Source organism: Pseudomonas oryziphila (assembly GCF_003940825.1).
Taxonomy (GTDB): Bacteria; Pseudomonadota; Gammaproteobacteria; order Pseudomonadales; family Pseudomonadaceae; genus Aquipseudomonas; species Aquipseudomonas sichuanensis.
Genome location: NZ_CP034338.1, coordinates 928050 through 942686 on the forward strand (window position 1 = coordinate 928050; position 14637 = coordinate 942686).

General features: G+C 65.1%; 13 protein-coding genes and 1 pseudogene. 6 read left to right on the forward strand and 8 right to left on the reverse strand.

The genetic code is table 11. The annotated features are described in order from the left end of the window. Positions 1-19 precede the first annotated feature (19 nt). Positions 20-1507, reverse strand: coding sequence for a methylenetetrahydrofolate reductase C-terminal domain-containing protein (locus tag EJA05_RS04430; protein WP_125857464.1), 1488 nt, complete (start codon positions 1505-1507; stop codon positions 20-22). A gap of 281 nt (positions 1508-1788) precedes the next feature. After that, on the reverse strand, positions 1789-3039 hold the full coding sequence (locus tag EJA05_RS04435; protein WP_125857465.1) for an IS256 family transposase: 1251 nt from the start codon (positions 3037-3039) through the stop codon (positions 1789-1791). 213 nt (positions 3040-3252) lie between these two features. Between EJA05_RS04435 and EJA05_RS04440 the strand changes: the two are divergent. Next, a pseudogene (locus EJA05_RS04440) lies at positions 3253-4447 on the forward strand (5-methyltetrahydropteroyltriglutamate--homocysteine S-methyltransferase); the annotation flags it as partial. 108 nt (positions 4448-4555) lie between these two features. Continuing rightward, entirely contained in the window at positions 4556-4903 is a 348-nt protein-coding gene (locus tag EJA05_RS04445; RefSeq protein ID WP_407692094.1) for a histidine phosphatase family protein, read from the forward strand. Positions 4904-5052: 149 nt separating this feature from the next. On the opposite strand, the gene EJA05_RS04450 is transcribed toward EJA05_RS04445, so the two are convergent. Further along, positions 5053-6009: an arsenic resistance protein gene (locus EJA05_RS04450; RefSeq protein WP_125857467.1), complete on the reverse strand. Its 957-nt coding sequence runs from the start codon at positions 6007-6009 to the stop codon at positions 5053-5055. 76 nt (positions 6010-6085) lie between these two features. Between EJA05_RS04450 and EJA05_RS04455 the strand changes: the two genes are divergently transcribed. Beyond that, a complete protein-coding gene (locus EJA05_RS04455) occupies positions 6086-6793 on the forward strand; it encodes an SDR family oxidoreductase (RefSeq protein ID WP_125462614.1) in 708 nt (235 codons plus the stop codon). A gap of 167 nt (positions 6794-6960) precedes the next feature. Here the strand turns inward: EJA05_RS04455 and EJA05_RS04460 are convergent, their stop codons facing one another. Next, entirely contained in the window at positions 6961-8139 is a 1179-nt protein-coding gene (locus tag EJA05_RS04460) for an acetyl-CoA C-acetyltransferase (RefSeq protein WP_125857468.1), read from the reverse strand. 198 nt (positions 8140-8337) lie between these two features. Between EJA05_RS04460 and EJA05_RS04465 the strand changes: the two genes are divergently transcribed. Further along, a complete protein-coding gene (locus EJA05_RS04465; RefSeq protein WP_125462616.1) occupies positions 8338-8607 on the forward strand; it encodes a PepSY domain-containing protein in 270 nt (89 codons plus the stop codon). Then, positions 8604-9137, forward strand: coding sequence for a cytochrome b/b6 domain-containing protein (locus EJA05_RS04470; RefSeq protein ID WP_125857469.1), 534 nt, complete (start codon positions 8604-8606; stop codon positions 9135-9137). The genes EJA05_RS04465 and EJA05_RS04470 overlap by 4 nt, the downstream gene beginning before the upstream one ends. Before the next feature lie 202 nt (positions 9138-9339). On the opposite strand, the gene EJA05_RS04475 is transcribed toward EJA05_RS04470, so the two are convergent. The 4 genes from EJA05_RS04475 to EJA05_RS04490 are packed head-to-tail and all read right to left on the reverse strand — an operon-like array spanning position 9340 to position 13508. Beyond that, a complete protein-coding gene (locus tag EJA05_RS04475; protein WP_125857470.1) occupies positions 9340-10458 on the reverse strand; it encodes an agmatine deiminase family protein in 1119 nt (372 codons plus the stop codon). A 4-nt stretch (positions 10459-10462) separates the two neighbouring features. Continuing rightward, entirely contained in the window at positions 10463-11557 is a 1095-nt protein-coding gene (locus EJA05_RS04480; protein WP_125857471.1) for an extracellular solute-binding protein, read from the reverse strand. 2 nt (positions 11558-11559) lie between these two features. Further along, positions 11560-12456, reverse strand: a complete 897-nt coding sequence (gene aguB, locus EJA05_RS04485; RefSeq protein WP_125857472.1) for an N-carbamoylputrescine amidase — start codon at positions 12454-12456, stop codon at positions 11560-11562. Continuing rightward, positions 12453-13508: an agmatine deiminase family protein gene (locus EJA05_RS04490; RefSeq protein ID WP_125857473.1), complete on the reverse strand. Its 1056-nt coding sequence runs from the start codon at positions 13506-13508 to the stop codon at positions 12453-12455. The genes aguB and EJA05_RS04490 overlap by 4 nt, the downstream gene beginning before the upstream one ends. A 134-nt stretch (positions 13509-13642) precedes the next feature. On the opposite strand from EJA05_RS04490, the gene EJA05_RS04495 reads away from it, so the two are divergent. After that, the gene (locus EJA05_RS04495; protein ID WP_125857474.1) at positions 13643-14494 is read left to right on the forward strand and encodes a LysR substrate-binding domain-containing protein; all 852 of its coding nucleotides are present in this window, start codon (positions 13643-13645) and stop codon (positions 14492-14494) included. The last annotated feature ends 143 nt before the right edge of the window (positions 14495-14637 follow it).

Genomic DNA, 14637 nt, shown 5'->3' on the forward strand with positions numbered 1-14637 from the left:
CGGGCGTGGCAGAGGCGCATTACTCGTTGAACTCTGGAGCGACGTCAGGCAGTTGGGAGGGAGACCTCAAGGTAGTAGCCTCGAACCACACCGGCCACGAACTGCGATGTCGGTCCTGCACCTGCACACAGGGGATCAACCGCTCGCGCAACACCTCGTCCCGCCCCACACTCACCGCCAGCCGGTACTTGGCACTGTGCACGCACTCGCGGTCGCCAAACTCGCAGCGGTCCAGGCGGGTCCCGCCGCATGGCCCGTTCGCCAGCCCTTTGGGGCAGGTCTCGGGGCAGATGTACAGGGTGTCCTCCAGCCGGCAACTGCCGCAGGTATCGCAGCCCACCATCGGCCGTTTGATGCGCCGTTCCAGCTGGTGCAGCCATTGCGCTGCCGCCGGGGTGCGCCATAGCGGCCGGGACACGGCCCAGCCGAAGGCTTTGCTCAGCGGCGTGGTGCGGCTGAACAGTTGATGGTGCATCGCTGCCAGCAGGTGGTAACGGGCTTTCTCTTTTTTCGACGCGGTGATCTGCCGTTGCCCCAGGCGCCAGGCATGCCCGGGCGGGTGGAAGGTCACGGCTGGCAAGCCAGGCTCCTGCCAGGCCGCATGCCAGGCGGGCGTCCAATCCTGGAGCGTCGTGAACAGCGGTTGCAGTTCAGTGATGGCCTGCTCCAGCGCTTCGAACTGGGCGACATCATGAATGCCGGACAGGTGCACGCCGGCATAGCCCATCAACTTCAGGCCGATCACTTGCAAGGCCAGGCGCTGGTTGGCGCGGTCTTTGGCGTATTGCTTGGACACCGCGGTTTCTGCCGCCAGCAATGCGCGCATCGACGGCGTAACGGTCACCCCGGCGACGTGATCGAGCATGCCGGCGCGGCCTTCGGTCAGCGCCATGATGCAGGCCATCAGCGGTTTCGGGTGGGGCTGGCGCTGCATCCAGTCGTAGGCTTCCTGATGTTTTTCGATGTCGAAACCCAGCTGCAGGATGAACAGGTCGGCACCTGCGGCCAGTTTCTTCTCGGCCTTGAAATACTGCGCGCCGCCCTCGGCTTCCTGGTACTTGAACGGGTTGAGCGCGGCGGCCAACAGCCAGTGCGGGCGGGCCTGGCGCACGATCTGTAGCGCGGCGACAGACTCGAGGTAGCGCACCGGGCGCTGGCCTGGGGTGTGGCCGGGCAGGCGGTCGCCGGTGAGCACCAGCAACTGGTCCAGGCCGGCGGCGTCCATGCGTTGCAGCTGGGCGAGCAGGTCGCGGCGTTCGCGGTCCTTGCCCGAGAAGTGCAGCAGGGCGGGGACGGGTTCGGCCAGGCTGGCGAAGGCGTCCAGCGGCGACATGTCCAGGGCACTGCCGACGCGGTCGCCGATGGCCACGGTCAGGGGCCAGCCGCACAGCTGGGTGCGGGCCATGAGGGTGTCCAGCGTGGCGAAACGCTCGGCGGAAGGCTTGGGGACGAACTCGAGGATGCAGGCGAAGGCGTTGGCGTCCAGGGTCGTTTTCAGCAGGCTCATGGTGTGCGGGCTACCGGGTTTGGGCAGGGTGGCAGTGTGAAGCAGATTGGCGCGCTGGGCATGTCTGGTTGCGCGGGGGAGTGTGTTGTTTGAGACATCCACAGGCTTCCACGACACCGCGCAGATCTTTGTAGGAGCGGCCTTGTGTCGCGAAAGGGCTGCGTAGCAGCCCCAGGATTTCTGTGTTGGCACAACGATCGCCGGGGCCGCTTTGCGGCCGGGACTGTCAGATTTTTTGTGTGCGGGCCGGTAATGGCCTGCCGCTAGGCAGGCCCTGATTCTCACCAGGTTGGCCTGATGAACCGATCTCCATACAGAATCGCAAATTGATTCATCGCGCTTTTCCAGTCATGGGCCGGTTTTCCCCAATTGGCTGTGATGTTGCGCAATCCCAGCCAAATCAGTTTGGTCGCTGCATCATCATTCGGGAAATGTCCGCGAGTCTTGATGACCTTGCGTAGCTGGGCATTGATGCTCTCGATGGCGTTGGTGGTATAGATCACCTTTCGGATGGCGGGCGGGAAAACAAAGAATGGAATCACGCGATCCCAAGCCCGTCGCCAAGCAGCCACCACCGTCGGATATTTCTCGCCCCACGGCCCGTTCTCAAACTCATCGAGTGCTTGCTCAGCCGCTTCGGCATTGATGGCTTGGTAAATCGGCTTCAGCTCCTTGGCCAGAGCCCGCCGCTTGTCCCAGGCCGCGTAGTCGAGGCTGTTGCGGATCAGGTGCACGATGCACGTTTGCAACGTCGTCTCTGGAAACACGGCACTGAGAGCCTCTGGCATACCTTTGAGGCCATCGGTCACGGCAATCAGCACATCTTCAACACCGCGCGTCTTGAGATCGTTAAAGACCTTCATCCAAAACTTCGCACCCTCGGTGTTCTCGATCCAGATGCCCAGGATATCGCGCGTACCGTCGGGGAGAACGCCCAGGGCCAAGTAAATGGCCTTGTTGCGAACCAGGCCTTCTTCGCGGATCTTCACCCGCAGTGCATCGAAGAAAATGACCGGGTACATCGGCTCCAGTGGCCGCTGTTGCCACGCGCCAATCTCTTCCATGACCTCGTCTGTCACAGAGCTGATGAAATCGGGTGAAACGTCGGTTCCATACTGCTCGGACAGGAAGGCCCGGATCTCTCTGACCGTCATTCCACGGGCGTACATGGCGATGATTTTGTCATCGAATCCGGTGTAACGGCGCTCATGCTTGGGGATCAGAATGGGCGAGAAGCTGCCGTCACGGTCCCGAGGGATATCCAGCCGTAGCGGGCCATCGCCTGTCAGCACTGTCTTGCCACTCGTGCCATTGCGCTGGTTGGTCTCATCCTCTGGGCGCTGCGCGCCCGGAGGATAGCCCAGGTGATGGCCAAGTTCGGCGTTCAGGGCCCGCTCGATCAGCGCTTTCTTGAAGGCGGCAGAGGCCTCTTCGATAGCCTCTGCGGTCATCAGTGGGATTGCGGAAAACTGTTCAAGCAGCTCTTTCGGGACCTTCGGTAACTCTCGAAGCGGTTTCTTTTTGGTTGGCATGCATGCACCTCTTACTCATGGTATGCCCGAACACAAAATTTCTGACACCCTCTTGCGGCCCTTTCGCGACACAAGGCCGCTCCTACAAGGGGCTCTGCGAAGTTTTCGATCATGAGCAAATCTTGATTTCATCTCAAATTTTATGAGTTTGTCTCACTTCTTCAGCCCCAGCAGAATGCCCACATTCAATTTCAAGCATCTAGGGACACGAACATGGCACTGGCACACAACCTGGGTTTCTCCTGCATCGGTCGCGACCCTGAGTTGAAGCAAGCCCAGGCGGCGTTCTGCAAGGGCGAGCTGGACGAGGCTGGTCTGCGTGCCGTGGGTCGTGGCCTGCGCGCCGAGCATTGGCAGGCGCAGAAGGCTGCCGGTATCGAGCTGCTGCCGGTCGGCGACTTTGCCTGGCGTGACCAGGTGCTGACCCACTCGCTGACCTTCGGCGTGATCAAGGCCAAGGACGGTGCCAAGCCGACGCTGCAAACCCTGTTCGCCGTAGCCCAGGATGCGACCCAGTGGTTCGACACCAACGAGCACTACCTGGCCCCCGAATTCACCGCCGACCAGCAGTTCGCCCTGAGCTGGGAGCAGTTGTTCGAGGAAGTCGAAGAAGCCAAGGCCCTGGGCCATGCGGTCAAGCCGGTGGTGATCGGCCCGCTGACCTACCTGTGGCTGGGCAAGGCCAAGGGCGAGCAATTCGACAAGCTGGACCTGCTCGACCGCCTGCTGCCGATCTACGACCAGGTCTTGAACCGCCTGGCGGCACAGGGTGTGGAATGGGTGCAAATCGACGAGCCGATCCTGGCCCTGGAGCTGCCGCAGGACTGGAAGAACGCCTACGAGCGAACCTACAACATCCTCCAGCGCGCCCCGCTGAAAAAGCTGATCGCCACCTACTTCGGTGGCCTGGACGCCAACCTCGGTCTGGCCGCCAACCTGCCGGTCGATGGCCTGCACGTCGACCTGGTGCGCGCCCCGGACCAGCTCCCGGCCCTTCTCGACCGGCTGCCGGCCTACAAGGTGCTGTCGCTGGGCGTGGTCGACGGCCACCAGGCTGGGCGCAGCGAGCTGGAGCAGGCGCTGGATGTGCTGCGCCATGCCCACGAGCGCCTGGGGGATCGGCTGTGGGTCGCGCCGTCGTGTGCGTTGCTGCACAGCTCGGTGGAACACGATGATGAACTGAACAGCGGGCTGGCCTTCGCGGTGCAGAAGTGCGAAGACGTAGTCATGCTGGCCAAAGCCCTTGACCAGCTCGAAGCCACCCGGCTGTGCGCTGCGTAGCAGCCCCGCGACCGTTCAGGCAACATCGCAGGTTCCACCGCGACCAGAACGGCCTGCCATGAAGCCCACCCACCTGACCCTGATCTGCCACGCCCGCACCGAAGCGCAGCGGGTAGGGCGCTTTGCCCTGGATGACGAGCCCCTGCGTGAAGCACCAGGGCCGCTGGGCGAGTTATCCACAACCGCCCGCTACCTGAGTGCACCCGAGCTACGCGCCCGGCAGACTGCCGAGGGCCTGGCCGCGACAGTTGATGAAGGTTTGCGCGACTGCGATCTGGGCAGCTGGAAAGGCATGCCGCTCAAGCAACTGGACGAGCAGGCGCTGCAACTGTGGCTCATCGACCCCCAGGCGGCGCCCCATGGTGGCGAGTCGATCGCCGCGCTGTGCCAACGCGTCGCCCAGTGGATGGACAGTGCCCTGGCCGAGGGTGAGTGGGTCGCCATCACCCATCCCTTTGTCATCCGCGCCGCGATGTTGCATGCCTTGGGGGCGCCGTTGGCGTCCTTTCAGCGCATTGATGTACCGCCCTTGGCCCGTGTGCGCTTCAGTCATTACGGGCAGTGGCGGCTACAACTGAGTTGACGGTTACTAACGCTGGGGCCGCTTCGCAGCCCTTTCGCGACACAAGGCCGCTCCTACAGATGACCGCGATCTCCTGTAGGAGCGGCCTTGTGTCGCGAAAGGGGCGCGAAGCGGCCCCAGCGACCTCGAATTGAGCAGAGTTGTTGGCCCTACCGCCGCACCAACACCGGCACCACGCGGATATAAATCAGCTCACTGACCAACTCCACCAGCGTCTGGGTAATCACCGCCGCCGCCGCCAGCGCACGGATCGGCTCCGGCAGCGCCAACGCCAACGGCAACACCACCAACGAATTTCGCGTGGCGGCACTGAAGGTCACCGCCCGCGCCTCGCCTGTGGATAACCGCAGCAGCCGCGCCGCCGCCCACCCCAGCACCGGTGCCAGCAATGCAAAGCCGACATACACCGGCAGCACCGGCAGCAACTCATCCAGCCGCTCGACCACCACGCCAATCTGCGAACCGATCACTGCGATCAGCACCAACGCCATGGCCGGCACCGGCAGCCAGGCCCAGGCGTCGTTCCAGCGCGCAATCAGCGGCGAGCGCCGGGCCCCGCTGCTGGTGGCCACGGCCAGCAACAGCGGCAGCACGATCAGCAGCACGAAGGCTTCCACGAACGGCGCCACAGAAATATCCACCTGCTGGGCGTCACCGAGCATCAGCGCCAGGTACAACGGCAGCAGCGCCAGTTGCACCAGCAACAGCACCGGCGTGGCGGCCAGGGTCAGGCGCGACTCGCCCTTGCCCAGGTGGGTGAACACCACCACGTAGTCGATGCAGGGTGTCAGCAGCACCAGCAGCGCGCCGACCAGCACGGCGGGGTGGTCGACCAAGCCACGGGTACCGGCCCACACCAGCAGCGGCACCAGCACGAAGTTGGCCAGCAGCAGTGCGCCCATGAAGCGCCGGTTGCCAAGCCCGGCGCGTAGGTCGAGAAAGGGAATCTGCAGGAACATCGCGTACATCAGCACGGCGATGGCCGGGGTCACCAACAGCTCCAGGGGTCGAGACGCCGCAGGCGCCAACAGGCCGACGGCGGCGGCCAGCACCACGGCGATGAAGTAAACGGGGATCTGCTGGCGTTCGAGTTGTTCTCTGTCCACGGGCGTCCTGGCATTTGCGACTGAATTACGGGGTGGGGCAGGGTACTATCTGGCGCAAACCATAGGGAGTGATTCGATGCGAATTCTAGTGGTGGGTGCGAGCAAGGGATTGGGCAAGGCACTGGTCGAGGGCCTGGGCCAGGCGGGCGATACGCTGATCGGCGTGTCGCGTACACGGCCTGAAGCGCTGCCGGCGGCGGTACGCTGGATCGAGGCCGACCTCGGCCAGCCGCGCCAGGCTGCGGCGGCGATCCACGAGGCGGTCGCCGGGGAGGGGCTGGACGTATTGGTGTACAACGTCGGGATCTGGGAAACGCTGGCGTTCGAGGACGGCTACAGCTTCCTCGACGATGACGACGGGCAGATCGAACGCATGGTCGCCACCAACCTCACGGCGCCGTTGCTGTTGATCAAACGTTTGTTGCCGGTGCTGCTTAACAGCGCGCGGCCACGGATCATCCTCACGGGGTCGACCTCGGCGTTGCCGGGGAGTGGGCGGCCGGAGGTCACCTTCGGTGCCAGCAAGTTTGGCTTGCGCGGTATTGCCGAAACCTTGCGCGAAGGCTTCCGCGAGCAGGGGTTGGGGGTGAGTTGCCTGAACCTGGGCTACCTCAATACAGAGGACGGGCTGGATGTGCCGCTGGCCCAGGCCGAGCAGCGCGGTGAAGGTTCGCTGATCCCGCTGCACGATGTGGTGCAGGTATGCCGGATGATGCTGAGCCTGTCCGCCGCCAGCTATGTGCGTGACATCACCTTGCCGGCGCTGCGCGACGAGCGCTTCTGAATGGCGATGTGCGCTGCTTGTCTGTAGGAGCGGCCTTGTGTCGCGAAAGGGCCGCAACGCGGCCCCAGGATTTCAGCGTGAGAGCAGAAATCGCGGGGCTGCTGCGCAGCCCTTTCGCGACACAAGGCCGCTCCTACAGTGGACGTACAAGGCGCCAATAGGCGGGCTTACCGCTCGATCGCCAGCGCCACACCCTGCCCACCACCGATACACAGGGTGGCCAGGCCTTTCTTGGCATCGCGCTTGATCATTTCATGCAGCAAGGTCACCAGTACCCGGCAGCCCGACGCACCGATCGGGTGGCCCAGGGCAATGGCGCCGCCATTGACGTTGACCTTGGCCGCATCCCACTCCAGCTGCTTGCCCACCGCCAGCGCCTGGGCGGCAAAGGCTTCGTTGGCCTCGATCAGGTCCAGCTCGCCCAGCTGCCAGCCGGCCTTAGCCAGGCAGCGCTGGGTGGCCGACACCGGGCCGATGCCCATGATCGCCGGGTCCACGCCGGCACTGGCGTAGGCAGCAATTTTGGCCAGCACCGGCAGGCCCAGGGCCTTGGCTTTGCTGGCGCTCATCAGCAGCACCGCGGCGGCGCCGTCGTTGAGGCTGGAGGCGTTGCCGGCGGTGACGCTGCCGTCTTTCTTGAACGCGGCGCGCAGCTTGCCGAGGGACTCGGCGGTAGTGCCGGCGCGGGGTTGCTCGTCGGTGTCGAACACCAGCGGCTCGCCTTTTTTCTGCGGGATCTGGATCGGGGTGATCTCATCCTTGAAGCGCCCGGCCTCGATGGCGGCCGCGGCCTTGCGCTGCGACTCGGCGGCGAAGGCGTCCTGCTGCTCGCGGGTGAGGCCGTACTTGTCCACCAGGTTCTCGGCGGTGATGCCCATGTGGTAGTCGTTGAAGGCATCCCACAGGCCGTCGGTGATCATGCTGTCGACCAGTTGGCCATGGCCCATGCGTTGGCCGGTGCGGGCCGAGGGCAGCACGTAGGGCGCCAGGCTCATGTTCTCCTGGCCGCCGGCGATCACCACTTCAGCATCGCCGCAGCGGATGGCCTGGGCGGCCAGGTGCAGGGCCTTGAGGCCCGAGCCGCAGACTTTGTTCAGGGTCAGTGCCGGCACTTCATAGGGCAGGCCGGCCTTGACCGCGGCCTGGCGGGCGGGGTTCTGCCCGGCGCCGGCGGTGAGCACCTGGCCGAGGATCACTTCGTCGACCTGGGCCGGGTCCAGCTGGGTCTGGGCCAACAACTGGCGGATCACCGCAGCGCCCAGTTCGACGGCGGACAGGTTGGCCAGCGCCCCCTGGAAACTGCCGATGGCAGTGCGGGTGGCGGCGACAATGACGACTTCGTTCATTGTTGTTCTCCGGGGTACGCTCATGATCGCCACAGCATCCCTGCCGGGCGCTGATTTGGGAAGTTTGTTTTTCTTTGCCATTGATCCGAAATTCAAATGAATAAACGGCGGCGGGCCACGCCTGCGCGGCGCCGCAACTAAGCTTGGCGTCAGCTTCGGGGGGAGCGTTTACCAACCACCAGAGCGGAGCTTCTTGCCATGCGCTACTCAGTGATTGCCATCACCCTGCTGCTCGCCAGCGCCAACACCTTTGCCAAGACCGAATGCACCACGGCCGACCGCAGCACCTGGCAGGATGCCGACAAGTTCCAGGCCCAGCTCAAGGAGCAGGGCTACAAGATCAACAAGTTCCAGATCACCAAGGGCAACTGCTACGAGATCTACGGTTTCGACAAGGATGGGCGCAAGGTCGAGATCTACCACGACCCGGTCACCGGCAAGGCGGTCAAGAGCGAGGTGCATGAGTGACCGCCAGCGTGCGCCTGTGGGACCCGTTGCTGAGGTTGTGCCACTGGTCCCTGGCGCTGGTGTTCTTTGCCGATTACTTCTTCAACGAGGCCGGTGACGACTGGCACCAGTGGCTGGGCTACTACGCCGGTGCCTGCCTGGTGTTGCGCATTGGCTGGGGTTTTGTCGGGCCGCGCAGCGCCCGCTGGACGGACTTCTGGCCCACGCGGGCGCGGTTGAAGGTGCATGCGCTGGCGCTTTGGCGCGGTGAGCGCTTTCACCGCATGGGGCATACGCCGATCGGCGCGCTGGTGATGGTGCTGATGATGACTGGCATCGCCAGCCTGGGCGTGACCGGCTGGATGATGCTGGAGGTGGATGCCCTGTGGGGCGCCGAATGGCTGGAGACGCTGCACAGCTGGCTGGCCGACGCGGTGCTGGCGCTGGTTGGCGTGCACCTGCTGGCGGCGCTGGTGGAGAGTGTGCGCTTGAGGGAGAACCTGCCGTTGTCGATGGTGACCGGGCGGCGACGGTCTTCCGACGAGCCGTGAAAGGCTGAAGGGCCATCGCGGGGAATCACTCGGACCTGTAGGAGCGGCCTTGTGTCGCGAAAGGGCCGCAACGCGGCCCCAGGATTTCCGCGTAAGAGCAGAAATCGCGGGGCTGCTACGCAGCCCTCTCGCGACACAAGGCCGCTCCTACAGTGGATGTGCAAGTTCATTGTTTGGCCGGCTTGCCGGCGAAAGGGCGTATCTACACCGCCGGGCACTGGTTGGTCACGCAGTGGATGCCTCCGCCACCCGCGGCAATCGCATCGATGTCCAGCTGCACCACCGTGCGCCCCGGATACAACTGCACCAGCAACGCCCGGGCCTTCTCATCGGCACTGCGATCACCAAACTGCGGCGCGATCACCGCGCCATTGATCACGAAGTAATTGATGTACCCCGCGGCAAAGTCCGGGTTGCCTTTGCTGAACTTGTTGCTGCGCGGTTTCATCGGCGGCGACAGGGTATGCACCTGCAGCTTGCGCCCATCGGCGTCGGTGGCGTTCTGCAGAATCTCCAGGTGCTTGCGGGTCACCGCGTGGTCGTAGGAGTCCGGGTCGTTGTCCAGGTTCGCCACCACCACGCCGGGCGCCGCGAAGCGCGCATAAAAGTCCACGTGGGCATCGGTGATGTCCTTGCCCTTGATGCCCGGCAGCCAGATGATCTTGCGCAGCCCCAGGCGCGCCTTCAGTTCCTCTTCGACCTCGGCCTTGCTCCAGTCGGGGTTGCGGTTGCGGTTGATCCAGCTGCTCTCGGTCATGATCCCGGTGCCGTGGCCGTCCACCTCGATGCCGCCGCCTTCGCCCACCAGCTCGCTGCGCTGGTATTGGGCTCCGGCCAGCTTGGCCACGCGCGCCGCCAGCTTGGCGTCGTAGCGGTGCTGCTGCTTGCCGCCCCAACCGTTGAAGTTGAAGTTCACCGCACCCAGCGCGCCATCGTCGTCCAGCACCAGGTTGGCGCCGATGTCACGCATCCAGATGTCGTCCAGCTTGGTTTCGACATAGGTGATGTTATGGCTGCCGCATTCTTCCTCGGCGATATCGCGTTCGCTGGCGCGGCAGAACACCGTCACCGGCTGGTAGGCGGCGATGGCCCGGGCGATACGGCCCAGCGCGGCCTGCACGTCTTCGGTGAAGTCTTTCCAGATGGCGTCCTGGGCGCCGAAGGCGATATAGGCGCACTGCTGTTTTTCACCCTCGTCGGGCATGAACCAGCGGCCGGCCTCGGCAGCACGGGCGCTGCCCAGGGGCAGGCCGAAGCTGGCGGCGGCGCTGACGCCTGCGACCACGCTCAGTTGTTGAAGGAAGGTGCGGCGAGTGGGCATGGGGTCAGTCCTGTGCAGTCTTGAAACGGGTCCAGACGCGCATGCGCGCACGCATGTCGGCCTGGGGGATGTCTTTGCCGGGGATCAGCCGGGCGTAGGCGGCGTCGTCCAGATAGATATCGGGGTTGTCGCGCAGCCGGGCGTCCACCAGTGGGCGCGCCTTGGCGCTGGAGGTGGGGTAGCCGGTGGTGCTGCTGATCGCGGCCATGTTTTCCGGGCGCATGACGAAGTTGATGAAACGATAGGCGTACTCGGGGTGCTTGGCGTCGGCAGGGATGGCCATGGTGTCCATCCACACCGTGGTGCCTTCGCGGGGCACCCGGTACTGGAAGTCGATGGCCTTGCCGGCGGCTTCGGCGGTGCGCTGGGCCTGGATCACGTCGCCGCTGTAGCCCAGCGACAGGCAGATGTTTTGGTTGACCAGCTCGGTCACCGGTTGCGACTGCAGCTTCTTCACATAGGGGCGGATGCCCTTGAGCAGTTCGCTGGCGGCGGCCAGGTCTTCGCGTTTGGCGCTGCGCGGTTCGCGGCCCAGGTAGTGCAGCACCACGGCCAGCACTTCGTCGGGCGAGTCGATCATCGAGATGCCGCAATCGGCGAACTTGGCTGCCAGCTCTGGCTTGAACAGCAGGTCGAGGCTGTTCAGCGGGGCGTCGGGCATGCGCTCGCGGATCTTCTTCGCGTCCATGGTCAGGCCGATGGTGCCCCAGGTGTAGGGCACGGTGGCCTGGCTGGCCTTGGGGTACTGGTCGTGCAACTTGCGCAGGCTGGGGTCGATGTCGTCCAGCGCGGTCAGCTGGCTGCGGTCCAGTTTCTGCAGGCTGCCGGCGCGCATCAGTCGTTCGGCCACGGTGTCGCCGGGGAACACCAGGTCGTAGCCGCTGCGCCCGGACATCAGCTTGGCCTCCAGCACCTCGCTGCCGTCCATGACGTCGTAGATCACCGGGATACCGGTTTCGGCGGTGAAGCGCTTGAGCGTGTCTTCGGCGAAATAGTCGGCCCAGTTGTACAGGCGCAAGGCGTCCTGCTCGGCCTGGGCGATACCGGCGCAGGCCAGCAGCGCGGCGATGGCCAGCAGTTGTGATGGACGGCGTGGCATGCTCAAGCCCTCTCGGTGTCTGGTGTGCGGCCGTCGAGGGTCATCAACGGCGCGTACAGGTCGGGGCGGCGGTCGCGGTACACGCCCCAGCTCAGGCGGTCCTCGCGCATCTGCGCCAGGTCCAGGTCGTGCAGCCACACGCCACTGCTGGCGCGGTCGGCTTCGGCGAGCAGGGCGCCCTTGTGGTCGCAGATGAACGACGAGCCGTAGAAGCGCATCGACAGGCTGCTGTCACTCTTGGCCACTTCCTCGCCGACCCGGTTGGCGGCCACCACCGGCAGCAGGTTGGCGGCGGCGTGGCCGCGCATGGCGATTTGCCAATGATCGCGCGAATCCAGCCCGGCGGCGCCGGGCTCGGAGCCGATGGCGGTGGGGAACAGCAGCACTTCGGCGCCCATCAGCGCCAGGCAGCGGGCGGTCTCGGGGAACCACTGGTCCCAGCAGATGCCGATGCCCAGGCGGCCGAAGGCGGTGTCCCAGACCTTGAAACCGGTGTCGCCGGGGCTGAAGTATTCCTTCTCCTGGTAACCGATGGCGTTGGGGATATGGCTCTTGCGGTACACCCCCAGCAGCGTGCCGTCGGCGTCGGCCACGGTCAGCGAGTTGAAGAAGGCATTGCCGGCGCGCTCGTACCAGCTCAGCGGCAGCACCACGCCCAGCTCCTTGGCCAGGGCGGCGAAGCGGCGCAGCAGCGGGCTGTCGTGGTAGTCCTCGGCCAGGGCCTGGTGGCTGTGGCACTGCTCGATGCAGAAGTACGGCGTGGCGAACAGCTCCTGCAACAGGATCACCTGGGCGCCATCTGCGGCGGCTTGGCGTACCAGTTGCTCGGCACGGTCGAGGTTGCCGGGCACATCCCAGCTGCAGGCCATCTGGGTGGTGGCGATGCGCAGGGTGCTCATGGGCGTTCTCCTTGCAGCGGCCAGGCCGGCTGCTGCTGGGTGATGCAGTGGATGCCGCCACCGCCGTGGGCGATATGGTCGATGCGCACCGGCACCACTTCGCGGCCGGGGAAGGCATGGGCGAGCTGATCGGCGGCGGCCTGGTCGGCGTCGATGCCGTAGGCCGGCATGATCACCGCGCCATTGGCCAGGTAGAAGTTGGTGTAGGAGGCGCAGAACACTTCGGCGTCGGTGTCCACGGCCGCGGTGGCCTCGTACAGGTCGAGCAGCTCGAACTTACGGCCTTGGGCGTCGCTGGCCAGCTCCAGCGCACGGCGGTTTTCGCGGACCACTTCGGCGTACACCGAATCCTGGTCATGGGTGGCATCCACCAGCAGCACGCCGGGGCGGGCGAAGGCGCACACGCCGTCGACATGGCCGTCGGTCATGTCACCGGTCACGTACTGCGGGTCACCCGGCAGCCAGATGGTCTTGCGGATGCCCAGCAGGCGGGCGAAGCAATCCTCGAACTCGGCCTTGCTCAGGCCTGGGTTGCGGTTGGGGTTGAGCAGCACCGATTCGGTGGTGATCAGGGTGCCTTCACCGTCCACATGGATGGCGCCGCCTTCGTTGCACAGCGGGGTGCTGAAGCCTTCTAGGCCGAGCTGGTCGAGGATGCGCCGGGCCAGGCTGCGGTCCTTGCCGTGTTCGGACTTGTTGCCCCAGGCGTTGAAGCGCCAGCTCAGGCCGGCCACGCCTTGCTGCGGGTGCAGCAGGAAGCTTGGCCCGCTGTCGCGGCACCAGCTGTCGTCGACGGCCAGTTCGATCAGCTCGATGCCGGCGCCGCACAGCTCGCGGGCGGTGGCCATGGCGGACGGGTCCACCACCATTTTCACCGGCTCGAAGCGGGCGATGGCGGCGGCCACCCGGGCGTAGTCGCGCTGCACGTCGGCCAGGGTCACGCCCCAGCCCGATTCCCACAGTGGTTGGTTGTGCGGCCAGATCATCCAGGTGGCGGCGTGGCGGGCCCATTCGGCAGGCATGCGCCAGCCGCTGTCGTGGGACAGGGTCATAGTGAACTCCGATCTATTAGGGATTGTTATCAACGAAGCCCGCCGTCGCGGGTGTTGGTGTCAATGCTATGGCTATGAAGCGGGGGCGACAAACGATAGATTTAGCGTATTTCTGATCAGTCAGGCTTATCAGCATGCTCAAACACTGGCCCCCGCTCAACGCCCTGCGCGGTTTCGAAGCCGCTGCCCGCCTGGGCAGTTTCCACAAGGCCGCCGAGGCCCTGAACCTCACCCAGTCGGCGATCAGCCAGCAGATTCGCAGCCTGGAAAGCTACCTGGAGCAACCGCTGTTCCACCGCACCGGGCGCAGCGTCAGCCTTACCGATGCCGGGCATGATCTGCTCAGCACCACCCAGACCTTGCTGCAGCAACTGGCGGTGGGCATCCGCCGGCTGGACCAGTACCGCAAGCCCAACCAGCTGGTGGTCAACACCACCCCGGCGTTCGCCCGGCACTGGCTGCTGCCGCGCCTGGCGGACTTTCACCAGCGCTATCCGGAGGTGGACCTGTGGCTGTTCACCAGCTTCGAAGTGCCGGACATGGCCAGCGAGACCATCGACCTGGCGATCCGCGATGACATTGGCGCCCAGGCTGAATGCAGCTTCAGTGTGCTGCACCAGGACCTGCTGTACCCGGCCTGCCACCCGGACCTGCCCGAGCAGGGGCGTACCACCTTGCATGGCGAGCGGGAAATGGACTGGAGCCACTGGCAGGTCGAAGGCGGCGAGGATGTCGGGCAGCAGGGCAAGGGGCTGAATTTTTCCGACCCGGGGTTGCTGCTGGAGGCGGCGGGCGAGGGCTTGGGGATTGCCCTGGTCAGCCAACTGCTGGCACAGCGGTTGGTGGCGCAGGGGCAGTTGCAGGCGTTGTCTGCCCAGCGCGTGCGTGGGCCGGCGTGGAGTTGCCTGGTGCATCGCGACAGCCAGGATGATCCGCAGGCGCGGCGGTTTCTGGAGTGGTTGAAGGTGGTACTCGCTCAGGATTGATGGCCCTATCGCGGGGCAAGCCCGCTCCCACGCCGCTCGCGCATTTGCACATACAGCGTGGGAGCGGGCTTGCCCCGCGATAGGGCCGCTGGTGTTTTGCATCACCCCGATCACCCCGTAATATGTGTCGGATGACATGCGAG